Annotated in this window: 18 protein-coding genes and 1 riboswitch; of the genes, 8 read left to right on the top strand and 10 right to left on the bottom strand. The window is 39.0% G+C overall.

Annotation, left to right across the window (positions count from 1 at the left end; all coding sequences use genetic code 11):
- Window positions 1–21: 21 nt before the first annotated feature.
- The 3 genes from argC to AAC073_RS00625 are packed head-to-tail and all read right to left on the bottom strand — an operon-like array spanning window position 22 to window position 2,930.
- On the bottom strand, window positions 22–990 hold the full coding sequence (gene argC, locus AAC073_RS00635; RefSeq protein WP_339921893.1) for an N-acetyl-gamma-glutamyl-phosphate reductase: 969 nt from the start codon (window positions 988–990) through the stop codon (window positions 22–24).
- Window positions 977–2,182: an argininosuccinate synthase gene (gene argG / locus AAC073_RS00630; RefSeq protein ID WP_339921892.1), complete on the bottom strand. Its 1,206-nt coding sequence runs from the start codon at window positions 2,180–2,182 to the stop codon at window positions 977–979. Before argG ends, argC begins: the two co-directional genes overlap by 14 nt.
- Window positions 2,183–2,234: 52 nt before the next feature.
- Window positions 2,235–2,930, bottom strand: a complete 696-nt coding sequence (locus tag AAC073_RS00625) for a GNAT family N-acetyltransferase (RefSeq protein WP_339921891.1) — start codon at window positions 2,928–2,930, stop codon at window positions 2,235–2,237.
- Window positions 2,931–3,486: 556 nt separating this feature from the next.
- On the opposite strand from AAC073_RS00625, the gene AAC073_RS00620 reads away from it, so the two are divergent.
- The 3 genes from AAC073_RS00620 to alr are packed head-to-tail and all read left to right on the top strand — an operon-like array spanning window position 3,487 to window position 7,871.
- Entirely contained in the window at window positions 3,487–4,707 is a 1,221-nt protein-coding gene (locus AAC073_RS00620) for a carboxylate--amine ligase (RefSeq protein WP_339921890.1), read from the top strand.
- Window positions 4,708–4,725: 18 nt separating this feature from the next.
- Window positions 4,726–6,720, top strand: coding sequence for a hypothetical protein (locus tag AAC073_RS00615; protein WP_339921889.1), 1,995 nt, complete (start codon window positions 4,726–4,728; stop codon window positions 6,718–6,720).
- Window positions 6,714–7,871: an alanine racemase gene (gene alr, locus AAC073_RS00610; RefSeq protein ID WP_339921888.1), complete on the top strand. Its 1,158-nt coding sequence runs from the start codon at window positions 6,714–6,716 to the stop codon at window positions 7,869–7,871. Before AAC073_RS00615 ends, alr begins: the two co-directional genes overlap by 7 nt.
- A gap of 21 nt (window positions 7,872–7,892) precedes the next feature.
- Here alr and AAC073_RS00605 read toward each other — a convergent pair whose 3' ends face one another.
- From AAC073_RS00605 to AAC073_RS00585, 5 genes are all read right to left on the bottom strand, one after another.
- Window positions 7,893–9,500 (bottom strand): alkaline phosphatase family protein, encoded by a 1,608-nt coding sequence (locus AAC073_RS00605; protein ID WP_339921887.1) that lies wholly within the window; start codon window positions 9,498–9,500, stop codon window positions 7,893–7,895.
- 2 nt (window positions 9,501–9,502) lie between these two features.
- Window positions 9,503–10,213, bottom strand: coding sequence for a glycerophosphodiester phosphodiesterase family protein (locus tag AAC073_RS00600; protein WP_339921886.1), 711 nt, complete (start codon window positions 10,211–10,213; stop codon window positions 9,503–9,505).
- A 200-nt stretch (window positions 10,214–10,413) separates the two neighbouring features.
- Window positions 10,414–10,803: a VOC family protein gene (locus tag AAC073_RS00595; protein ID WP_339922234.1), complete on the bottom strand. Its 390-nt coding sequence runs from the start codon at window positions 10,801–10,803 to the stop codon at window positions 10,414–10,416.
- A gap of 20 nt (window positions 10,804–10,823) precedes the next feature.
- Window positions 10,824–11,879: a homoserine O-acetyltransferase gene (gene metX, locus AAC073_RS00590; protein ID WP_339921885.1), complete on the bottom strand. Its 1,056-nt coding sequence runs from the start codon at window positions 11,877–11,879 to the stop codon at window positions 10,824–10,826.
- A gap of 10 nt (window positions 11,880–11,889) precedes the next feature.
- A complete protein-coding gene (locus AAC073_RS00585) occupies window positions 11,890–13,194 on the bottom strand; it encodes an O-acetylhomoserine aminocarboxypropyltransferase/cysteine synthase (RefSeq protein WP_339921884.1) in 1,305 nt (434 codons plus the stop codon).
- A gap of 191 nt (window positions 13,195–13,385) precedes the next feature.
- A riboswitch (SAM riboswitch) is annotated at window positions 13,386–13,495 on the bottom strand.
- A 493-nt stretch (window positions 13,496–13,988) separates the two neighbouring features.
- On the opposite strand from AAC073_RS00585, the gene AAC073_RS00580 reads away from it, so the two are divergent.
- The 5 genes from AAC073_RS00580 (at window position 13,989) to AAC073_RS00560 (ending at window position 19,723) form a co-directional block, all read left to right on the top strand.
- Window positions 13,989–15,641 (top strand): S8 family peptidase, encoded by a 1,653-nt coding sequence (locus AAC073_RS00580; RefSeq protein WP_339921883.1) that lies wholly within the window; start codon window positions 13,989–13,991, stop codon window positions 15,639–15,641.
- A 23-nt stretch (window positions 15,642–15,664) separates the two neighbouring features.
- Window positions 15,665–16,816 carry a cysteine desulfurase family protein gene (locus AAC073_RS00575; protein ID WP_339921882.1) on the top strand — a complete coding sequence of 384 codons (1,152 nt, stop codon included), beginning with the start codon at window positions 15,665–15,667 and terminating at the stop codon, window positions 16,814–16,816.
- Window positions 16,817–16,830: 14 nt separating this feature from the next.
- Window positions 16,831–17,316: a cyclic pyranopterin monophosphate synthase MoaC gene (gene moaC, locus AAC073_RS00570; protein ID WP_339921881.1), complete on the top strand. Its 486-nt coding sequence runs from the start codon at window positions 16,831–16,833 to the stop codon at window positions 17,314–17,316.
- Window positions 17,300–18,472 (top strand): NTP transferase domain-containing protein, encoded by a 1,173-nt coding sequence (locus tag AAC073_RS00565; protein WP_339921880.1) that lies wholly within the window; start codon window positions 17,300–17,302, stop codon window positions 18,470–18,472. Before moaC ends, AAC073_RS00565 begins: the two co-directional genes overlap by 17 nt.
- A 63-nt stretch (window positions 18,473–18,535) precedes the next feature.
- Window positions 18,536–19,723 (top strand): class I SAM-dependent RNA methyltransferase, encoded by a 1,188-nt coding sequence (locus AAC073_RS00560; protein WP_339921879.1) that lies wholly within the window; start codon window positions 18,536–18,538, stop codon window positions 19,721–19,723.
- Window positions 19,724–20,852: 1,129 nt separating this feature from the next.
- Here the strand turns inward: AAC073_RS00560 and AAC073_RS00555 are convergent.
- Entirely contained in the window at window positions 20,853–22,958 is a 2,106-nt protein-coding gene (locus AAC073_RS00555; protein ID WP_339921878.1) for a M28 family peptidase, read from the bottom strand.
- 12 nt (window positions 22,959–22,970) lie between these two features.
- Entirely contained in the window at window positions 22,971–24,131 is a 1,161-nt protein-coding gene (locus AAC073_RS00550) for a C40 family peptidase (protein WP_339921877.1), read from the bottom strand.
- Between the last annotated feature and the right edge of the window lie 34 nt (window positions 24,132–24,165).

The raw sequence follows: 24,165 nt of genomic DNA, 5'->3' as shown, positions 1-24,165 counted from the left end.
CTGTCCGATAGTCAATATTTTTTAAAAGGCTGTACTTTTTAATTGTAAGCCCGTTTTTTCATCAAGTCCAAATGCAAGGTTCATGTTTTGAACCGCCTGACCAGAAGCACCTTTTACAAGGTTGTCAATGGCCGAATAAACGACCAATTGACCCGCTTCAATTTTGAGATGAACCAGGCACTTATTGGTATTAACTACCTGCTTCAATTCAATGTCATTTTTGCTGACATGGGTGTAAGCTGCATCTTTATAAAATGCCGAATAGGCATTGTAGGCTTCATCCAGGCTTCCTTCAAATGGAAAATAAGCCGTAATCCAAATTCCACGGGAAAAGTTACCTCTATAAGGAACAAACAATACTTGCTGCTCGAAGGAAGGGGTAAGTTGTTTGAATGTTTGATTGATTTCTTTCAGGTGCTGATGCGTAAACAACTTGTAAACAGACACATTTTGATTACGATGACTAAAATGAGTGGTTTCGGAAAGTTTTTTTCCTGCTCCGGTACTTCCTGTTAGTCCTGTGACGTGCAAAGAATTTTTTACCCATCCTTTTTGAATGGCAGGCAACAAAGCTAATTGTATGGCAGTAGCAAAACAGCCAGGGTTGGCTATTTTTTTTGCATCCTTAATAATTTCTCCGTTCACTTCTGGCAAGCCATAGACAAAACCATTGCTTTCATTCCTGAAATCTGTACTTAAGTCGATAACTGTTGTCTCGGTATCAAATGCATGTTGCTCTAAAAATGGTTTTGCCTGTCCATGGGGCAGGCATAAAAATACCAAGTCAAGATTACTATTGTCGATTTGATCAGTAAATGCAAGTGAGGCATCTCCGATTAAATCGGGATGCACCTCTTCTAAATTTTTACCTTTTTGACTATTGCTATGAATCCATTTTAAGTCCACATTAGGATGGTGTACCAACAAACGAAGCAATTCTCCTCCAGTATATCCTGCAGCTCCAACTACGGCTGTTTTAATGATTTTCATTGTCTAAGCTTTTATTTACTTTATGGAAAATGGCTGTTTGATTGCCTAGGATTTTTGTAAAACCTTTAACATCTTCTGCCGTGTATCCTTTATTCATCTCCCCATAACTGCCAAATTTAGAGGACATCAGGTCATGTTCTGAATTGACGCCAATCATACTGAATCTATAGGGAGCAAGTTGTACTTTTACGACCCCGCTAACATAGGTTTGTGTATCTGTCATAAATGCCTCCAGGTTGCGCATTACTGGATCCAGGTAATGTCCCTCATGTAAATGATTGCCATAAAATTCTGACATCTGATTTTTCCAATAACTTTGCCATTTGGTCAGGGTGTGTTTTTCTAGTAATTGGTGGGCTTTTATAATGACCAATGGACCTGCCGCTTCAAAACCTACCCTGCCTTTAATTCCAATAATGGTATCTCCCACATGTATGTCTCTTCCAATTCCGTAAGGACTTGCCAACTCTTGAACTTTTAATATAGCTGCTACAGGGTGATCAAACTTGTCCCCATTTACTCCTACCAATTCGCCTTTTTCGAATGTAAGTTCAATAGTTGACGGATCTGTAATACTTACCTGGGTAGGATAAGCACTTTCTGGAAGTGCCTGATCGGAAGTTAAGGTCTCCTTACCACCTACAGAAGTACCCCAAATTCCTTTGTTGATAGAGTAAGCAGCTTTCTCAAAGTTCATGGATACACCATGTTTCTTTAGGTAAGTGATTTCTTCTTCCCTGCTTAATTTTAGGTCCCTGATAGGCGTGATGATTTCTATATTAGGCAATATTGTTTGAAAGATCATGTCAAACCTCACCTGATCGTTTCCAGCCCCAGTGCTACCATGCGCTATGGAAGTAGCGCCTATGCTTTTAGAATATTCAGCTAATGCTTTGGCTTGCAAAATCCTTTCAGCACTGACGGAAAGTGGATACGTCTGGTTTTTCAATACGTTTCCATAGATTAAAAACTTTATCACTTCGTCGTAATAAGTGGAAACGACATCAAGAACTTTAAAGGAAGCTACGCCTAATGTTTTCGCCCTTTCGCCAATACGTTCTAATTCCTCCCGCTCAAATCCTCCTGTATTGACCAATACTGCGTGCACTTCATATCCCTTTTCTTTGCTAAGGTGAATGGCGCAGAAGGTGGTGTCTAAACCTCCACTATATGCTAAAACAACTTTTTTCATACAATTAATACCTTTTATTTAAGAGTGCTACCCTAAAGCAACAAATGTGTTATTATGATTGGTTTACTTTATCTTTTACTTTGACTAGTGCTTCTTTCCCTTTCGCTAAATTAAGAAACATGGCCCGTTTAATGTTGACCAATCGTTCAAAAAGACTAAGATTCTTTTTGAACTCAGAGGCTAATTTCTTTTGCTCTGCCTTTTTCACGTTTTTTGGTTCATAAAGCATAGCCGTACACAAGCAATTTGACCTGTTCTTGCTCATGAGTATGGGGTAATTGACACAGCTTTGGCATCCTTTCCAGAAGTCTTCATCTGTAGTAAGGTCAGAATAACTCACAGGATAATAACCAAGCTCGGAGTTGATTTTCATTACCGCAGCTCCTGTAGTCAAACCAAATATTTTAGAATCGGGATATTTTTTTCGGCTAAGCTTGAATACTTCCTTCTTTATTTCTCTGGCTAATCCGAATTTTCTGAAATTGGGCGATACAATTAATCCTGAGTTGGCTACAAATTTACCATGACCCCATGCCTCAATATAACAGAATCCTGCCCATTCTCCAGTTTTAGTAAGCGCAATTACGGCTTTCCCTTCCCGCATTTTGGTTTTGATGTATTCTGGGGATCGCTTTGCTATACCTGTGCCTCTTGCCTGAGCAGAAAGTTCCATTTCGTTAGTAATGGTTTCCGCATATTGGCAATGTTCTTCTCCTGCAGGTTTAATAATAAATTTTTGATTAAACATCGTAGCATTTTTTTGGCTTACCGTCATCTCCCATCAAATCGCTATTGACGGACAGCCCTAAGAAAATTGGTTGAAATGAATGATTGAAATGCTTTTGGAAATAGAAATATCCACATAGGATATATTAAAAGAGTTTAGGGACTAGGCCCTAAATAAGGTCCTGTAGGTTTTGATAGGACCAAATATCGGATACCCAGAATGGTTATTCAGGGTCAGATTAAATTTAAATGATATGTATACTTCTTTCTTCATGCTAAACCTTGCAAATATTTATTTATTTCGTCAAAAATACAAATTAAACAGGGATATAATGTGATGTAAATGTCATACAAGGGCAATTATCAAAAATAATGCCTGTTGTTATGCTAACGCTTCCTCAATATTTGCCCTCTTAATCAGGAAAACGCTTTGTTTTGGAATTGGGTTTTTCAAGTAAAACTTCATTATATAAAGATTTTGATTTAATATATTAGGAGATTTTTTTTATTTTTAATTGAAAATTGACTTTAGCCTATTTTTTGTTGTGTACTATAATAGAACCAAAATTAATTGAAAAATGGCAAAATGTTTTGCACTAATGGGTTGGAGTTTACCTGTTATAGAAAGTATGCAAAAACTCAATAAACCTTTTGTAGTCGTTTCTTTTCCTGATTTTGAAAGTTACGCCAAAGAAAATAACATCCCTTTTGTTTCCTATCAATTTGACGAGTGGAGTGATGCTTCAAACTCTTTGGATTTAAAAGACAAGTTGGATGCTTATGGTGTGGATGTAGCCGTCCCTTTGTTTGAGGAAACAGTTGAATGGGCAGGAGCATTAAACTCTTTGTATAGAGATGATCCTAAAGTTTTGAATAGGGCATTCCTTTTTAGGAATAAAGCGATGATGAAAAGGAAAGCACTTATAGGTGGATTGAGAGTTGGCCTTTTTGAAGAAGTATATAGCAAAGAGGGGGTACTCAATTTTATGAATCGACTTAACCAGGCAAATTTGCAAGTGGATGGAGAGGAAGACAGTTGGGTGCATATCAAACCGTTTGCCTCCGCAGGAACAGTCGGACACCGCCTTTTGAGGTCAAAACAAGATGTTGAAGATAAGTGTGAAGTTGAAGATTTCCCATGCCTAGCAGAAAGTCACCTGCCTGGTAAAGAATTTTCTTGCGAGGCCTTTGTCCATGGCGGTAAAATCCGATTCATGAACATTACAGAATACGTTAAACTAGGTTATTCTAATTTTATCCCAGAGGGAAATTACCTTCATACCAAAAGGGACAAGATTATGAAAGAGATGCAAAAACTTGTGGACTTATTTGGTATTCAATATGGTATGATTCACCCAGAATGGTTCCTTACAGAAGACGATGAGCTAAGTTTTGGTGAAGTGGCATGTAGGATTCCAGGTGGACATATATTGGAACTTTGCGGACAAGCTTATGGTTTTGATGCGCTGGCAGCTTTTGTTTGTTGTCATGATCCAGAATTGACAGAAGAAGAACTGAATGAATTGCTACCTCCTTTGGATGCAAGACCAAGTACCTTTTATGGGAATGTGATGATTTATCCGCATAAAGATTTAATATCAAAATTAATCATTCCGGAGGAATTGAAAGAAGAATCTTATTTTCTGGACCATAATTTGATACCTCCATTAACCAATCAAAAGGTCAATTCCAGGGAGGGATTCGGAAATCACTTCGGAACCGTCAATTTCAAAGGAGATGATCCTGATCGAATGACTGAGTTGTTGCTACATTATGAAAATGTAGATTTTTATCATTAAAGAATCTGAATAACTAATATGCAAGAGGGAGTGATCTCAATAAGTAACTTAGAATCCTTTGACGAGTTATTTGAGAACTATAAATCAGCCACTGTGCTGACAAGAGGAGAAAAAGCAAAAAAAATATTAGGACAACTAGATGCCTGGTGTAATACTATAGAAGGGGTTCAGCAAATTTATGAACGAATTCCTGCCCTTAACCAAGCGGGAATCTTCAAGGATACACCTTGGGAAAATCCCTCACGATTGGTTCCCCAATTGGTAAATGGTACCTATAAGAGCGGACATCCTAACTCAACTTATGAATTGCTTAGTGAATTAAGGATGTTGGCATTGGCTCGAGGCAAGATTGAAGGATCGGAGAGCATAAAGGAGGAAGCAGAGAGTTACCTGCAAGAGACACTGGTGCTCAACCTTGAGTTTGTATTCAATGAGCCTCAGGAAGAAACCCGACTTTTGATGAGTGAGCATGAGCTAAGTAAGGCACATGCCTTATTTGGTTTTGTCTCAGATCAAATCCAGCTGTCAAAGGTGAAGGCGGCGCTGGTAGAGGAGCTTGAACTTATTTGTGAGCAAAGGCCTGTAGTAACAGAAAAGCAGCGACGAATTATCGCTTTGGTAAAAGAAAAGATAGCGCTTGATCCGAAAGATCCAGCTGATAGTGCTTTACTCGCTTTTCAGCGTTCTATTTACAGGCCTACTTCAGGTACGAAAGACAAAACTTTCAGTGAGTATGGCACTTATCTAAAGGATTTGCAGGACAACCAGCTTGAAACTGAAGCCGAAGATATAAGTGAAAGTATGCTGTCCAATGGATTGGTAAGTACCTACCATGCGACACTTTTGCTTTTTTTGGTAAAGGAGAAGAAATATGATTTGGTTGCCAAATGCTTAGGACTTGATGAGTCTGGTGTGGTTAGATTTAACGAACACCAAGAATTCGTTTGTTCATTAATAACTGATGTAATTCATCCGTACAATGCTCAGTGCATTTACGGGCTTTCAAAGACTTTAGAGAATGGAGTACTTTCCAGAACGGCTGTAAGAGCGGGTTTGCATAACCTGCTTACCATTAGATTAAACTCTAAAGTGGAGGAGAGGATCAATAAATCGATCACTGGCTCCACTGGTGAAGTGAATCCCAAGCAGTACCTAATAGGTGCTTTGCTGAGGATTCTTGGCCAGCCATTAGGAGTAGGGCAGGGGAACAATCCCACTTGCCAAAGTGCGAGGGGGATTAGCATGTGGAGTCAGCATGCTCCGGCCAAGTTGATACATATGGTACATTCTGCTGCTGTTCATGACGATTTAAGTTTCCGATTTGAAGGAAGTGAAATCAAATATTCAGAATCTGCTTTGGGATTGGTTCAGAAATTGGATCACCATTTAGATGCAGTGTCTGTTACGTTGGTACCGATGCTTGATAAAATCTACAACGAAATGATGCGTAGAGCTTCAGGTAGAGGAGAAGACCCGCATAAATGGGTGAATCCAGGACTGTATGGGCAATGGATCCAGATTGGCTTCGCTTCCGCCTATGATTATTTATCCAATGGAATTGTTGATTTTGATGGCTTCCTTAGAGTGTTTTATGGAATGTGTCATCCGAAATACAATGGAGGTCATCGATTGGTCTATCCTAATCCTGTCGGAATCTTTATCACATCTGCAAAAGGAGAGATGTTAGGCTTCCACGCCATATCTTTGCTTAGAGTGGAGGAGGATCCGAATGGTGAAGTAAGGGCCTACTTTCTGAATCCAAATAATGAGGGAAGACAGAACTGGGGACAGGGAATTACCCCATCTGTTTACGGAAATGGAGAAATTCATGGCGAATCATCCCTTCCCATTCATCAATTTGCTGCAAGAATCTATGCCTTTCATTATAATAATTTGGATGCCGCATCTAAAATGGATAAAATCCCTCAAAGTGTAGTAGATACTGTTAAAGATATGGCCAAGGAAAGTTGGGGTAAATCTTATACCTGGTTGGAAATTAAAAAACAATGGTAAAGCATTCTTCTAGAATAGAATTAAATCAGGTTGCCTATAAGGGCAATATAAATTTTATAAGGAAAAAGATTGGTGAAAAACCAATTCTCTCATCCGTGGTCAAGGCGAATGCCTATGGCCACGGCATTGAGGTGTTTGTTCCCATGGCAGAAAAATGTGGTGTCAATCATTTTTGCGTGGCCTCCTCCTTTGAAGCAGAACAGGTTTTGAGCGTCTGTAAACCAAACAGCCAAATTCTGATTATGGGGATTATCTATGAAGAAGACCTGGGCTGGGCCATTTCAAATGGTATCGCTTTTTTTGTTTATAATTTCAACCGCCTTTCCAAGGTTTTGGAAGCGGCTAAGAAGGTTGATAAAAAAGCCAAGGTTCACCTGGAAGTGGAGACGGGCGCCAACAGAACAGGAATGCATGCCAAAGAATTTCCTAAGGCACTCACTTACCTAAAGCAACATCAAGACCATCTTATATTTGAAGGTTTATGTACCCATTTCGGGGGTGCTGAAAGCATCTCAAACCAGTTTAAAATCGACCAACAACACAAAAAATACAAAGCCTTTCTTAAAATATGCAAAGAGAGAAAATTCTTACCTGAAATCAGACATATTGCTTGTTCCGCTGCTGCTTTGGCCATGGAGGATACTGTTTATGACATGGTAAGGATTGGGGTGGCTCAATATGGTTTTTGGCCTAGTCCAGATGTCTATTATGCTCATTTACATCAAACCAACAAAAAGTCGGATGCTACTATGAAAAGAATTTTCACCTGGAAAACTGACATAATGGATATCCGTACTGTAGATCAGGGTGAGTTTATAGGTTATGGAACAGCCTTTCAGGCAACACAAGAGATGCAGATTGCCGTTATACCCTTAGGCTATTCTAATGGTTACCCAAGAGCATTGTCAAATAGAGGGCAGGTTTTAATTCATGGGAAAAAAGCGCCTATAGTAGGTTTAATAAACATGAATTTATTTATGGTAGACATTACACATATTCAAGAAGCCATAGTAGGGGATGAGGTTGTATTAATTGGGAGACAAAAAAACAATGTAATCAATGTCTCCAGTTTTACCAATGCCACGCAATTATTGAACAATGAGATGCTTAGCCGCTTGCCTGCAGCTATTCCCCGATCAGTATTAAAATAGAGTCGATTGAGGTACTGTTATTTACTTGAAAAATTTTTCGGTAAGTATTTGTTTGGGTACCCCTGGACCGTCAATTTGGACTTGAATCTCTTGACCTGCTGTGTCTTCAAAATACCAAACTTCAATTGGATGATTTCCTTTTGAAAGGTTAATAGTATTTTTCTTTAATTGGCTAGAATGAGAGCCATCATTGTCTACAACAACTTTTCCATTGATCAATATTTTACTACCATCATCAGACTGAGAGAAAAAAGTATATTTACCGCTTTCTTTTAATTGAAGCGTAGCTTCAAATTTCACGGCAAAGTGGTCAGAGCGGCTTGGGATTTCTTTAAGGCTAAACTCCTTACTGGTGCCTGATTTTACAATATTTAGCTTATTGAAATCAGGAATTTGTGAAAAATTACCTTCATAATAATCCCATGAAATTTTCCCATTTTCACCATTTCCAATTCGGTACTGGTTGATTTCAGGACGGCTATAAACCCCATTTTTATAAGTAACGCTCGTTAGTAAGGTGCTTTCTTTAAGTTGAATGGGTATACTGTATACTTTTCCTGATTCCTTTGTTGGGATAGATCCATCCAACGAATAAAATATGTCCACATCAGTAGCGTCTACTGACATTTCTACCACTAATGGTGAAGTTGCAAAAAAGCCCTGTGTTGGAGAGATCAACGGCATAGGTACATAAGGAGCAGAGATGCTGTTTTGGTCAAAAGCTTCTAGTATTGGTCTTCCTATTCCCGCCTTAGGAGGGGTTATTCCCAGCGCGTAGGCAAGGGTGACTGGGACATCGTAGATATAACAAGGTTTACTGAGTACCAGACCTTTTTTTACCCCAGCCCCATAAATAATTATTGGGATTTCAATTTCATTAAGGGTAGTGCCCCCATGACCTGTATTAATCCCGCCGTGATCTCCAGTGATTATTAGTAATGTTTCATCCATCAAACCGCTGGCTTCCAGTCGTTGAACGAAATTACCAATTAAACTATCGAAATGAGAAATGGCATTAAAATAGGCTTCAGAATCATGCCCTTTATCGTGCCCTTGATGGTCAATTTCATCAATATTGAGGAATAGAAAATCAGGTTGCTCTTCAAAAAAAGCATCCACTGCTTTTTCAAAAATATCATCGCTTTTTTCCCCTCGGTAGATTTTATCTACTTTACTTAAATCGAATAATCTGGCCAGCCCTCCCCATTCATAAAAAAAATGGACTTTTGAGGAAGGTATTTGGTCTTTTATCCAATTAATGAGGCTTGGATATACACCCTCTTCCGTAGCTATTACCGGAGGCCATATCTGCTTGTCTCTTTCCCAATCGTTGTCATAAACTCCGTGTTGCAAAGGTCCAACTCCTGTTAACATGGCTGTCCAGTTTGGGGAGCTATTTGTAGGCAATAAACAACGAGCAAATGGAGCAATTGCTCCATTTGCTATCATTTTATTCATATAGGGAGTCGCTGCTTTCTGAAACCCTCTGGTACCAAAAGCATCGAGGCCTATCAGGATTGTATGCTTTACTTTCCTATCGGATGTAGTAGGTTCCTCGCAGGAAATGCTTATAATTAGCATCGATGCCAGCAAGAAAATAGCAATCCAGAAATTCCCCGTAATTTTCATCTTTATTTGATTAGTGAAAATAACTTTTCAGGTTCATCTGTAGTAATGAAATCTACCTCTTGATCCAATAGCCATTTCATGTCCTCTTCTTTATTAACAGTCCAAACATTAACGGTCATGTTCAGGTCTTGTGCTTCCTTGATCCAATGTGGATTTTCTTTTACTTTTTTGATATTGTAATCAAAGCCAAAAAAACCATCGTCTTTCAATTCTTGCGGGCTTTTATCTCCGCTAAGGTAAGCGACATTGGCGTTTGGGTCCAATGAGATAACTTTAAGCGCTATGTCATAATCGAAGGTGATATAGTCAACCCATTTTTCTGCACCCAATTCCTTTACTATGGCAACAGATTTTTCTGCAAGTTCAATTCCTTTTGCTTTAGAAACTCCTGAAGGCTTAATTTCGAAGATTAACTTCGTTTTGCTTTGCTTCATGCCATGCTTAAGGTATTCTTCTACTGTAGGGATTTTTTCTCCATTGGGCAATGTTTTTTCTAGTAGTTGGGCATAAGTAGATTCTTCAACCACCATTTCCTCATGGTCAGCGTCATGATTGGCTACTAGTACGCCATCTGCAGTCATCCAGACATCAAATTCGGATCCTTCACAACCAAGGTCGATTGCGGCTTGTAAGGAAGCTAAGGAATTCTGAGGGTGTGGATTAGCCTTCCAGGCCCCTCTGTGGGCGATTACTTTGTTTTTATGAAATTCCATATTTTGGGCAGTGCAGGATAATAGACATGCACACAATCCTAATGTAAAAATTAATTGATAAGACATTTAACTTGATGGTTGGTTTTCTTGCAATATTCTAAAAGAAATCACAATCCACAACTCCTATTCGAAAAATTATTTTTAAATAATATAGCAAACGGGCTAATTAATTCTCCCTAGCCTTAAAAAATAAAATTAAATTATTCCCAAATCCCCTGGGGTACTATTTCAAGTACATTGCCAAATGGATCTTCAAAATAAAAACTACTTAGGCCACCTCCCCAATCTTGATTGTGGGTAATCTCAATTTCTTTCTTACTTAATTTTTCCCTAATCTCCAGATAATCTTCCGCTTTTACTTCAAAAGCCAAGTGCTGTTTTCCATAGGCAAAATGGGGAGGTAAATTGGTTTCGATTTTTGTAACTTCAGGTAGAAAACATAACAGGACGCTTTCCCCACACCTGAAAAACACATGTCTTCCATCCACCTTCGAAATCAATGGCATTTCTAATTCTTCATGATAGAATTTTTCTGCTTTGTCCAAGTCATTGATGTACAAACAAGTTTCCTTTATCTTAGTGTATGGAATCATGCCTTAAGAATTTTTACCTAACTGTTATTTTCTAAATAAAAGGATTTTAAAAAATAGTGCAATTGTTCGTATTCAATAAGGAAGGCATCATGTCCATAAATTGATTTTATTTCCCTGTACGTCCCTTTGGGAACATGCTTACTAATGTACCTCGACTCTTCACTTGTAAACAAGATGTCTGTATCCACCCCAATTGAGAGTACTTTGCACTTTATTCTTGACAATGCCATTGGAGTTCCTCCTCTCGACCGACCTATATCGTGACTATCCATGGCTTTGGAAAGGGTCCAATATGACATTGCATTGAATCTATTGGCTAATTTTACACCTTGATACCTAAGGTAGCTGCTGATTTTAAAGCCATCTCTTTTTTCCTCAGTTTCCCCTTGACTCTGTAAAAAGGTCAGAGGATGCCTGTAACTGAGCATACCTATCGCTCTAGCAGTTTCCAAGCCTTTTTTACCTGCTTCAGGATGTGAATCTCCCCAAGTGCTATCTGATTCAATTGCCATCCTCTGAGTTTCATTGAAACCAATGATCCAGGGAGAAGCTTTTGCATTGGACGCTACGATAATAGCGTTTTCTAGTTTATCTCCTAGCGATATGGCCCATTCCAGGCCGACTTGTCCACCTAAAGAGCCTCCAATCACCGTATTGATTTTTTCTAATCCCAAGTGAATTCTCAACCTATCCAAGCCTGCTGCAATATCCCTGGTAGTTATATTGGGAAAGTCATAAAAATATGGCTTTCCCATAATTGGGTCATTGCTCAACGGTTGTGTTGAGCCATAGCAAGAGCCAATGAAATTGGCACATACAATGAAATACTTAGAGGGGTCAAAAAATTTGTCCTCTCCAATTAATCCAGACCACCATTCTTGAGGATTGGCATCTCCAGTTAATGCATGTAATACCCAAATTACATTGTCTTTATTGGTATTTAATTGGCCTTGGGTAGTGAAATTCAATTGGAATTCCGGAAAAGATTCTCCGGATTCCAAAGGTAATGCTTCCTGGCAATAGAAGATTTCTTCAGTCATTTCAATAGTCAAATGCGGCGATTGAAGGTTCATTTTAATAGTTTTATACTTTGTCGAAAGCGGCAATAAGGTCAGCCTTCACATCTTCGATGTGTTCTATACCCAAGGATATTCTTAACATGGTAGGTGTAACACCAGATGCTAACTGAGCTTCGTCTGAAAGCTGCTGATGTGTAGTAGCTGCTGGTTGAATGATCAAAGTTTTAGCATCTCCCACATTGGCCAAATGGGAAATTAATTCCAAATTATTGATAAAGTCTGAAGCTGTTTCTTTGGTGCCTTCTATTTCAAAACTTAGAACACCACCAAATCCATTTGGAAGGTATTTTTTAGCATTGGCATGGTAAGGGCTGTTTGGCAAACCTGGGTAATTTACAGACTTTACTTTAGGTTGTTGTTCCAACCATTTTGCAAGCTCCAATGCATTGTCCACTGTACGTTGTACGCGAAGAGACAAAGTTTCTAAACCTTGCAATAATAAGAATGAATTGAAAGGACTAATGGCCGGTCCAAAATCTCTGAGGCCTTCTACTCTGGCCCTGATTGCAAAAGCAACGTTTGGCAATCCTAAAGGATTATTGTCTCCAAATGTATCCCAGAAATTCATGCCATGATAGCCTTCAGATGGTTCAGAAAATTCAGGAAATTTACCATTTCCCCAGTTGTAATTACCACCATCTACTATAATTCCTCCTATGGAAGTTCCGTGACCACCTATCCATTTGGTAGCAGAAGACGTAACAACGTTCGCACCATGTTTGATAGGCTGGCAAAGGTATCCTCCTGCGCCAAAAGTATTGTCAACTACCAAAGGGATGTCATGTTTTTTGGCAAGTGCGGCTATGGCTTCAAAATCTGGTACATTAAACTCTGGATTCCCGATAGTCTCCACATATATGGCTCTGGTTTTTTCATCGATTTGTTCTGCCAGATCCGCGGCTTTGTCAGATTTTGCAAATCTAGCTTCTATTCCAATCCTCTTGAATGATACTTTAAACTGATTGTAGGTACCTCCATATAGGTAAGGAGATGTTACAAAATTATCACCAACTTTAAGGAAGTTATTCAGTGCTAGGAATTGTGCTGCCTGACCTGAGGCGGTAGCCAAAGCGGCCACTCCACCTTCCAATGCTGCCATCCTTTTCTCAAAAACATCTGAGGTAGGGTTCATTATCCTAGTGTAGATATTACCGAACTCCTTTAATGCAAATAAATTGGCACCATGTTCAGCTGAGTTAAATGCATATGAACTGGTTTGATAAATAGGAACTGCTCTGGAATTAGTAGTAGGATCCACTTCTTGTCCTGCATGAACCTGTAATGTTTCGAAACGATAATTTTTTGACATGTTATTTGTTTTTTAGGTTTGTTATCAATTCTAATAAACTTGTTAAAGTATCCAATGAGTAAAACTACTGGGCGCTAGATTCGCCTAAGGCATAATTTTTCCATCCTTTTAGAAAAGAAATTAAATGATTGAAGAAATACCTGGAAACTTTGTCCTTTTTTTTGCTGTAAAATAAAATCATATAGTTTTTGAATTTATATTCCCAGATGTAAACTTTTTCATCTGGCAGGAATTGGCACCTTGGATTTTCCAGGTTGCCAGAGGGTCAACGAGCCTGTCTCTTGCCTCTTCTATATAAATCCTAGCTACTTCTAAAAAGTAAAAGGATTGTACAAAATAAACCTACATTGTTAAATATTCCAATAGATGTCCGTAATTTTTTCTTTTAAAAAGCAAATGGTTCAATGAATCAGTAAGTTACAAAATTTAAAACTCAATAAATAAGGCAAATGAAATCCTAAAACATGAATATTCATTGAGGTGCCCAAAAATTGCACAAGCAGGCTGTATATACTGTAATGGAACAATTCTTGATAAAGTGTTGAAAAACCTGTTGCCTTAAATAAATTTTATTCAAAATTTCCGTTGATAAGTATACAGCTTTTTAGCTGTATTTTAATGATCATGTTTACGGTATTTATGCCCTGTCTTAAAATTAAACCACAAAAAGGATAATCTTACCGTAAAAGTTTTTGAGATTTGTTTCAAACTGAATCTTTGGTACCTTTCTATCCTGGAAAACACGATTAACAGCAATTAAAAATTTAATAAATCATATTTACACTTCAAATTTTATGCAAAGAAATTTCAAAACCTGTTTTTATGCTTTTTTACTGGGAGTCGTTCTCAGTGGGTATGGTTCTATTTCCGCATTTTCAGCGACTGAATATCTCAAAGATAGTATAGAAACACCTGACAATTGGTTTTTACTTGACCCTATAGATGATGGAATAATGGGTACAGGAGCAGAAAAAGCTTACGAAAAATTACTTCTAGGGAAATCCCCAAATGCCATGATAGTGGTCGCTGTAATTGATTCAGGGATTGACATTAGCCATGAGGATCTTCAAGGAAAAATATGGATCAATGAAGATGAGATTGCTGGAAATGGGATAGATGATGATAAAAATGGTTATATAGATGATGTTAATGGCTGGAATTTTATCGGTGGAAAAGACGGTTCACAGGTAGACAATGATTCTCATGAATTGACCAGGGAATACATCCGATTGAAAGCAAAATACGGAGATTTGACGAAAGAAGAAGTCAAGCGAAAAAATAAAGAGGAGTATGCCTATTGGGAAAGAATCAATGAAAATTTTGAGGAGACAAAAAAAGAGGCGGAATCCAACTTCAATATGTACAACAACATGATGGAAGGTTTTTCCAATATGGCAGATATAGTGAAAAAGGAATTTGATGTTTCCGATTTTAGTGAAGAGGAATTGGAAGGATTCCATTCAGAAGAGGAAGAAATTACTGCAGCTATTGATATGTTGAAGCAAATGTTTGGGATGATTAGACTCAAAGATGCCAGCATCAATACCATCCTTGAAGAACTTGGAAAAGCGGTTGAACATTTTGAAGTGCAAGCGAAATATGCTTATAATGTTGACTTTGACCCTAGGTATATTGTAGGAGATGATCCGGAAGATTATAAAGACAAAGATTATGGTAACAATGATCCTACAGGTCCAGACCCATCTCATGGTACACACGTGGCAGGAATCATCGCTGCCAATAGAGGGAATGATTTGGGAATAGATGGTATAGCTGACCATGTGATGATCATGGCAATCCGGGCGGTTCCTAATGGAGATGAGAGGGACAAAGACATCGCGAACGCTATTAGATATGCGGTGGATAATGGCGCCAATATCATCAATATGAGTTTTGGGAAATCTTACTCTCCTGGAAAAAAATATGTTGACAAAGCAGTAAAATATGCAGAGAGAAAAGGAGTGCTTTTGATCCATGCTGCAGGCAATAGTTCAAAAGAAGTTACACCAAAAAACAATTATCCAAACAGGTGGTTTGCCAAGAGAGGAACTTCAGACGTATGGATAGAAGTAGGGGCCTCAGGGCCAAAAGGAGATGTAAATCTTGCTGCCACTTTTTCTAATTTCAGCAAAGAGGCAGTGGACTTATTTGCGCCAGGGGTAGACATTTACTCAACTGTTCCTGGTTCTAAATACGAAAACAACAGTGGCACAAGTATGGCTGCCCCTACTGTTTCTGGAGTTGCCGCCTTGTTATTAGCCTATTATCCTGAACTTAAGCCAGAGGAAGTAAGAACAATTCTAAAAAATTCTGTATATAAAGTTGGAGACGATCAAGTTAATCTTCCAGGACAAGAGAAAACAGTCCCTTTTGGAGACCTTAGCCAAACAGGTGGTATAGTGAATGCCTACCAAGCCATTCAGATGGCTGAAAGTATGGCTAAATAGTCGATATATTGAATACGCATGAGATGGATTTACCGATTTATTTTGATTACAGCGCCACAACTCCTTGCCACCCTGAGGTAGTAGAGGCAATGTTGCCCTACTTTACCTCAGTTTATGGAAATGCATCAAGCATCCATCACCCCTATGGATGGATAGCTGAAAATGCGATTGAAGAAGCAAGAGAGGAAGTTGCAGAATTGATCGGAGCGGAGGCCAAAGAAATACTATTTACCAGTGGTGCCACTGAAGCCATAAATTTGGCCATAAAAGGCCTTGCCTTGTCAGATAAAAGGAAAAGAAACCACCTGATAACCATAGCTACCGAACATAAGGCAGTTCTTGATACCATCGAGGGATTGGTCAGTCAAGGTTTTGAGTGCACTTGCCTACCTGTAAATGCCCAAGGAGAAATCTCTTTGGATCAATTAAAATCCAGTTTCAAAACCAACACATTAATGGTGGTAGCAATGACAGCCAATAATGAGACAGGAAATTTGCATCCTATTAAACAGATGGCTGATTTGACAAAAACTTATGGGGCCTTTTTTATAACGGATGCAGTACAAGCGGTTGGAAAGATTCCTTTAAATGTTTCAGATTTAGGGGTGGATATGTTGGCACTTTCAGCCCATAAAATGTATGGTCCCAAAGGAGTAGGGGCTTTGTATATCAGAAAAGGCTTTCCAAAAATTGATTTGGCAGCTCAAATTACGGGTGGAGGACAAGAAATGGGCCTTAGAAGTGGAACCTTAAACGTACCTGGAATAGTTGGTCTGGGTAAAGCCTCTTCAATAAGCCTAAAAAATCATATGGCCGAATGCCAAAGGCTTGTTGAGTTGAGGAATAAATTGGAAACAGGATTGCTTAAAATTGAGGGAAGCCAAAGAAACGGATCTTCGGATCGATTGCCACATGTTTGTAATGTTTCGTTTAACGATATATTAGGTAAACCTTTGCTGATAAGAATCAATAAAAAGTTAGCGGTAAGTTCTGGAGCTGCATGTAGCAGTATTTCAGACAAACCTTCTCATGTACTTACAGCCATGGGATTGGACAAAGCTACCGCAATGGCCACTTTGCGCCTTTCTCTCGGCAAGTCTACCACCGAAAAGGAGGTGGACTTTGCGATTGATTATATAGGTAAGGTGGTAAATGATTTACGAACAGCTTCATAATTTAATGCATTGGAATGACAAAAAAAGACTTTACCCACCTGGATAATAAAACAGGCAATCCTGCAATGGTGGATGTAGGAGAGAAACAAATTACCCAACGCTTTGCCAAGGCATCCTGCAGGGTGATTTTAGGTAAGGAAATTATGCAATCCCTTAATGCTGTTTCTGAATTGGTAACTAAGAAAGGACCCGTTTTCCAAACAGCAATTATAGCCGGAACCATGGGGGCCAAGAAGACCTCCGATCTAATACCCCTTTGCCACCCAATTGGAATGGACGATTGTAAGATAACGATTGAAGCAGTTGGAGAAGAGGAGATTCTTATCAGCTGCACTACCCGTGTTACAGGCAAAACTGGAGTAGAAATGGAAGCCATGACCGGAGTATCCGTTGCTGCATTGACGATTTATGACATGTGTAAAGGCTTTTCACATGATATCGTGATTACGGAAATGAAATTAGAAGAAAAAACAGGAGGTAAACGTGATTTCAAAAGATAAGCACCAAAAGCATGTTCAATTGGCCAAACCTTCATTGGGTGATTATGGCAGGATAGAATTGGGGTTTCTGGGTACTTCCTGTAGCACAATACAGAAGATAGCCCAACAGATTATTCAGCACCTATCAGTCTCTTATAAGATGGCTTATGTAGATGCCGACCATAAAGAAGGAGATGAATTGCTTGCAGGAGGTGGCAAGGAGGATAGCTTGATGCAATTCGCTGATGTCGTAGAATTGAGAGACAAGATCGTTTTTAAGCGACTGGATCGAAGGCAAGAGCAAGTATCCGTTTTTGAGCAAAGAGAATGGTTAAACAATCAGGAGCTCGTGCTTATCAATGCCAATCACTTCAAGGCTAAAGACCAGGTACTGGTCATTGATCCCAAAAAGCCTATGGATAAAAAATTGGCCAAGCTAACCCGTGTGAGGTTATTGCTTTTACAAGAAGGCCACACAACTATTCCAGATTGTATTAAAACCCATATCTCGAACTGGGAGGAATTGCCTGTTTTAAAAATTGGCGAAACGGATAAGATATGCTCTTTTGTAGATGAATTTATGAAAGAAAGTCGGCCACCGCTTAATGGTTTGGTTTTAATAGGAGGCAAAAGTAGTAGAATGAACCGCGACAAATCGAACCTAACTTACCATGATAAAAGTCAAAAGGACCATATAAGCGATTTGTTGACAAAACATTGCAAAGATGTTTACCTATCGTGTAATTCTGAACAGGACATTGATCGCGATAACAATCAATTGGCAATAAAGGATAAGATAATAGGAATGGGGCCAATGGGAGGGCTTATTTCTGCCTTTATGGAAAACCCAGATGTGGCCTGGCTGAGTGTCGCTTGTGACTTGCCTTTTTTAAGCCAAAAAACATTGGATTTTTTGATAAGCAATCGGAATCCATCAAAATTAGCAACTTGCTTTTTAGATCCAGAGAGTAAATTTCCAGAGCCTTTGGTTACGATATGGGAACCTAGAGCTTATCCTGTTTTATTCAGGTATTTAAGTCAGGGTTATAGTTGTCCGCGTAAAGTTTTAATTAATTCAGATGTTGAACTTTTACAAGCCCCTGATAAGGAGGAATTTCATAATGTAAATGACCCTGATTCTTACGAGGCAGCGCTTAAGGTTTTAAAAAACCATTAGATTAAGAACCGAAGCCTTCGGGTATTTTCGGTTCATGCCAATTTTTTCAGGTATATTTGTGCCATGATAGATTTCAATAAGGAAGGAAAAATAGTCATTACCTGTTATGACAGAAATGCGCCCTTTTTAGAAGCTGAGCTTGTTGCATTGGACTTCAAAATTGATGGTGTATTCCGAACGCATGTAGCCTTAAAAGGCACCTTAAACGACTGTATTTTTTTAAATATGCACCTGCGAACTGCCAGTCATGTGCTGTATGAGATTGATTCCTTCCCATTGGATCATATTCAAGGTCTTTATGATATAATCAAAGCAATGCCTTGGGAAGATTATATTGCTGAAGATGGTTATTTTTCTGTCATCAGTAATGTAAAGCATGAGACGGTAGACAATCCCTTATTTGTTAACGTAAAGGTTAAAGATGCCATCGTAGATAGGTTCAGGGATAAGTTTGGTGTAAGACCAGATTCAGGCTCTGAGCTCAATGAAGCAGTTTTCCAGTTCTTTTGGAAAGGAGAGCAAGCAAGTATCTATATCAATACTTCTGGCGATACCCTGATCAAACATGGCTACAGGAAAATTCCTGGAAGTGCGCCTATGATGGAATCTTTGGCTTCAGCCTCATTAATTGCTTCTGGGTGGGACGGAAAGAGTCCATTCATAAACCCTATGTGTGGGGTAGGTACAGTGGCCATCGAAGCCGTTTTAAAGGCCACAGACAGGTATCCTGGATTGTATAGAGACGATTATGCCTTCATGTATATCAATGGATATGATGCAGGGGTTTTTTACGACTTAAAGAAGAAACTGGAGCAAAAGATTAAACCAAAACCTGATTTCCCAATTATTGCCTCTGATATAAGTGAGCGGGCCGTAAATGCCAGCAGAGCAAATGCCAGAGAAGCAGGGGTGGAGGATTTTATTCAATTTGAGGTGTGTGATTTTAGAGAGGCGACTATACCTGAAACAGAAAAGGGAGCTATCTTTTTCAATCCTGAATATGGAGAAAGGCTAGGGGTAGCAGAAGAACTTGAACTTATTTATAGAGAGATTGGTGACTTTATGAAAAAGAGCTGCGCCGGTTATACTGGTTTGGTTTTTACTGGTAATCTTGATCTAGGCAAGAAAATAGGCCTAAAACCGAAAAGAAGGATTCCATTTTACAACGCAACCATTGATTGCAGACTTTTGGTGTTTGAACTCTACAAAGGCACTCGGACAATTATATACGATACGCCTAAAGAAAAATAAAAAGGCTGATTTGGTGTTTTTAATGGGGCTGAAAAACTGTTAAACCATAGCTCGTTCCTCCAAATTCCGAATAATCGAAATCCTCTTTTCAAAACCTTGGATGTTGTCATGTCAGGATTATGGATTGCATTTCTTATCTCAAATTTAGTCAGCCCATCTCCATCTTCCCAAATCAGCATTAAATTCTCATTTATGCAACTCCCCTAAGAGAAAGGGGTTTAGAAGCCACTTAAAGCCAATTTTCCTGAAGTCCCTTCCTCACGGCGGAAGAACACATGAGGATTTGAATTAAAATTTCAATTTGTTTCTTGGAGATCATTATAGGTGAGGTTTTACTGGCCTTCAAAGGTTATGGTTTTTGGATCAGCGTGGAAGACGTTAAGAAAATGAGTTAGCTCCGGTGAGGAGATCCACTCATTTTTAGTCTGGAATGCTGATTTAAAAATCAAATGATGGCAACGTAAAGGAGTTTTGTTTTCTAAATCCTAACCCATCATTTTAAATAAGATTTGACAGCCTTGACTTTTTTGGTTCGTTTTTGTGTCAAGACAAAAATGAACGGAGGGATTAAGTTAAAAAAGTCTCAATGACCTTTAATACTAGATTAAAGTCCAATATTTCCCAGCAAATAAGTAAGAATTTTAAAGGGTAGATACGATTCTATTTCGTTGGTACAGTACCGTTATGTAGCTAATTGAAGACAGGATTTTGTCAGCATTGTTGCAGAAACAAAAGCAACAATGCCGCCAAAATCAAAATTATAGCCCCATCATTTTCCACGGGTTTCACCCGTGGCTATTATTGTTGAAGCCCTTCAGGCTTCTTTGCGTCACTTTATTATTCATTATTTTTTTGCGGGATTAATGTATGAATTGCTTATTTTCCATAAGGTCAGCTGAATAAACAGACCCTGAACAGAGCCAAAGAGGTAGGGGTTATGGTTACCTAAGGCTCGACTCCGCTCAGCCACTGATAGCTTAGAAGCCGATCAAAATCCTATTTCCTGTAACTCCCCCTTTCTCTTAAAGAGGGAAAGTTTGTTTTGGAATCAATTGATTATAAACTAAAAAACAAACCCCGAGTTTTGCCCGGGGTTTGTTTTTGTAAATGCCTTTGAATTCGGCTATAATTATTTACTTTCCAATTTTTTGTTTATGTCAATTACCTTTTGATTAAGGTTCAATATGGCTTTCTCATAAACAGCATCCCAATGGTTTAATTGGTCCTTCTTAGAATTTGCAATTTGAAATTCAATCGCAGGTAAAATCCAGGAGGCATAACCACTATATGGATCAGAAGAAGCATATAGAGAAAGGTACCATGGACCGAAAGGCATTCCTTCCTTGTGAAGAAAGCTTTTTTCAAGTTGGATCAAATCAGCGTTCAAATTCTTGATTTCTTTTTCACTCAATTGTCCTTCATTCAAGGCAGCTGGAAGTGTTTTACTAAATGCATTCGTTGATTCCTCAAGTTTGTTAATCGCCGAAATGGATTTTTGAAAGCCATTGAAAGCTGGGAAATAGGCTTTAATTTTATCAGTTGACGTTTTAAAATGCAAAGTCAAATCTGTTGCATATCTAGGTAAGTCATAGGGGATAAGGGTTGCGTTTGCCAATTGTAAGGACATGATTCCTGCCCATTGTGCGACGGCACCACCCATCTTTAAGCTTGGATCTATAAATTTTTCATAGAAGAAAAAATCGTCATAATTGGTGTGGTAAAGCGTTTTGCCACCTGTTCCTCCACTTAGAGAGGGAACGCCTGCGTGCATATAAAAGCCTATATGGTCAGAACCACCTCCAAGATTACCAATTGGTAGGCTTTCTCCATTTTTTGACCACATTTCAAAAACAGTCTTGGAAGAATCTGGGTAAATTACTTTTTTAGCAGCGTCAGTCATAATCTTCTTTAAACTTGGGGCTGAAGCACCTCCAAAACTTCTACCCGAAACACCTCCGTCAAAATTCAAATAAGCTACGGCATTTGTTCCCAGTTCCTTTTTCATTTGCTCCACCCATTCTGTAGAGCCAATTACGCCATACTCTTCTCCATCCCAATGTGCAATCATAATTGATCGTTTAGGACTATAACCCTCTTTTACGAGTTCACCTAATGCTGCTGATAAGGTCAATAACATGGCTGTCCCACTTCCTGGATCTGTAACCCCATACGCCCAAGCATCATAGTGACAACCTAAAATAATCCACTCGTCGGGATACAGACTGCCTTTAACCGTTCCTACCACATTATTGATTCGAACAAACTCTTTGGGTTGTGTTACACTAAGTCTTACCGTTAAACCTGCGCCACCTTCAAGTCTATAGGTAAAAGGCAGGCCTCCCTGCCATCCACCAGGCACAGCTTTTCCTTTCATCAATGCCATAATTTCACCAGCCGCACCATAGCCAATTGGTGTAATCGGAATGGAATGTAAACTCGATTCACTGGGATCTAAACGATCGATTTTTGTTTTTCCATCAAGAGGTAAGGCAGGTTCAAAGGGGGTCAAAGGGTCGCCCGTAAATGATTCTGTCAATACTGACCCTCTTTGAATGGCACTTTCACTGTAATTATTACCTTCAGGATAAACAAGCCCCTTGCTATAGCCATAATCTCCTGGATCTGTATAAATCAATAGTCCTGCAGCGCCATATTGCTCAGCATATTTGGCTTTGAAGCCACGGAAGTTTCTCCCGTATCTTGCCAATACTATTTTACCTTCGATAGAGATTCCAAGTTCAGCAAGCTTTTCGAAATCTTCCTTCGTGCCATAATTGGCATACACCACCTCAGAAGTTACGTCTCCAGTTCCTGAATAGGCATTCCATCCTTTTGGAAGGTCAGGATGGATAGAATAAGAATTTTCTGGAATGATATCTTCCATTTGATTCAAAGGCTTGCGCTTGGGTGTTACAATTTCTACATTTGAGTCTCCAGGATCTTTTGGCATATATGCGTCATAGGGATACAAAGTGGTCTCTAGTCCGGCATTTCCCATCACTTTCACTAGGTAGTCCCTTACCGTTTCATTGGCTTTAGATCCTGCGGTATGGGGATTGGCAGTAATGGTTTTTAAGTGGTTCTTATAACTTCCAAAATCTACCTTCTCTAAAAATAAATCTTCTAATTCCGTTTGTTTTTTTGTGTCACTTTCCGAAAAGCCGTCCATTTGGGATTGGGCTAAAAGGTTGAAAGCTAATCCAAAAGTAAAATAAAGTAAAATTAATTTTTTCATGGGTGATCTTTATTATTGTAATACCTTGTCTACAGTGAGTATGTGCTCAGTAGGTTGATTGCGTATGCGCTTTGTTCTTAAATACCGAGCAAGTTCGGGGGCATCAAAATGCTCATCCTCAGGATCAAAACTACTTATCCGAACCCTCCCTCTTGAGTGAATGAATTTTCCATCACCAATCCACATGCCTACGTGCACCACACGCTCTTTGCTTGTTTCAGTGGCTGGAACGCCAAAAAACAACAAATCCCCTACTTGTAAATTACCCCAGTTTTTGTCTTTGTCAATAAGTTCTCCTTCGTTAATCTGTTGAGATGCATCTCTAGGGATTATCATGCCATTTAGAAAATAGATGGTCTTGGTAAATCCACTACAATCAATACCTTTGGGAGAAGTGCCTCCCCATAAATACGGGGCGCCCATCATTTTTTTAGCGGTTTGGATCAGATTCGAGTCATTGGTCTCCCGACTGTTTTTCCATACTTCGTAAGTTATGGCATGATCCCCTTGGATTACACCTTTCCGTTGATCTGGAAGGACTACCTGGTAGTTTCCATTTTCATATCCCACCAATTCCAAAACATTTCCTGCCGTAATATCACTAACGATTTGTTCAAACTTGGCATTTTCATAGATTGTACTAATCATTTCTGTGACAACAATTTTTTCTTTGTCTAGCCACTCATTCATGGTTTTTTGGTCTACAAGCACTATGGCAGCAGCATCCACCCAGGATAAGTATTTGTCTGGGGTTTGTACCAGGTACCAACTGCCGTCTGCTTTCAGCACATTCAATGGCGTACCCATCAAGGCTTGGGTTGCCAGTTCGGCGGAGTGTTTGGGAGCACTTCTAATATTCGCAACGGAATTGGTTACTAAAGCCAGGTTTTTGGCGCCTAATGCCGGATCTGGAAGGAGTTGAATGGAATCTTTAAAGGAAATATTGTTTGAAATTAATCGCTGTAGCAATTCATCATGTGCTGCAGGCAAATTTGTTTCACCATTTAGTTGACCGTCTTTCCATTGTATGTCAAAAAGGGCCACTCTTTTATCAGGAGCATGATTTTCCTTGACTTCAGAAATAATGGTTTCAATGTCTTTTGAGTTGTTTTTGGTTTGGCAGGCAATTAAGATCCCCAATAGTAATAAGTAGAGATAGCGGTTGTGTTTCATGATTTGGTCTTTAGGTTTTCACTATAAGAAGTGA

It is taken from the genome of uncultured Cyclobacterium sp., assembly GCF_963977555.1.
Taxonomy (GTDB): Bacteria; Bacteroidota; Bacteroidia; order Cytophagales; family Cyclobacteriaceae; genus Cyclobacterium.
Note: the sequence above shows the minus strand (reverse complement) of the source record. Positions and strands in the feature narration are given on the sequence as shown.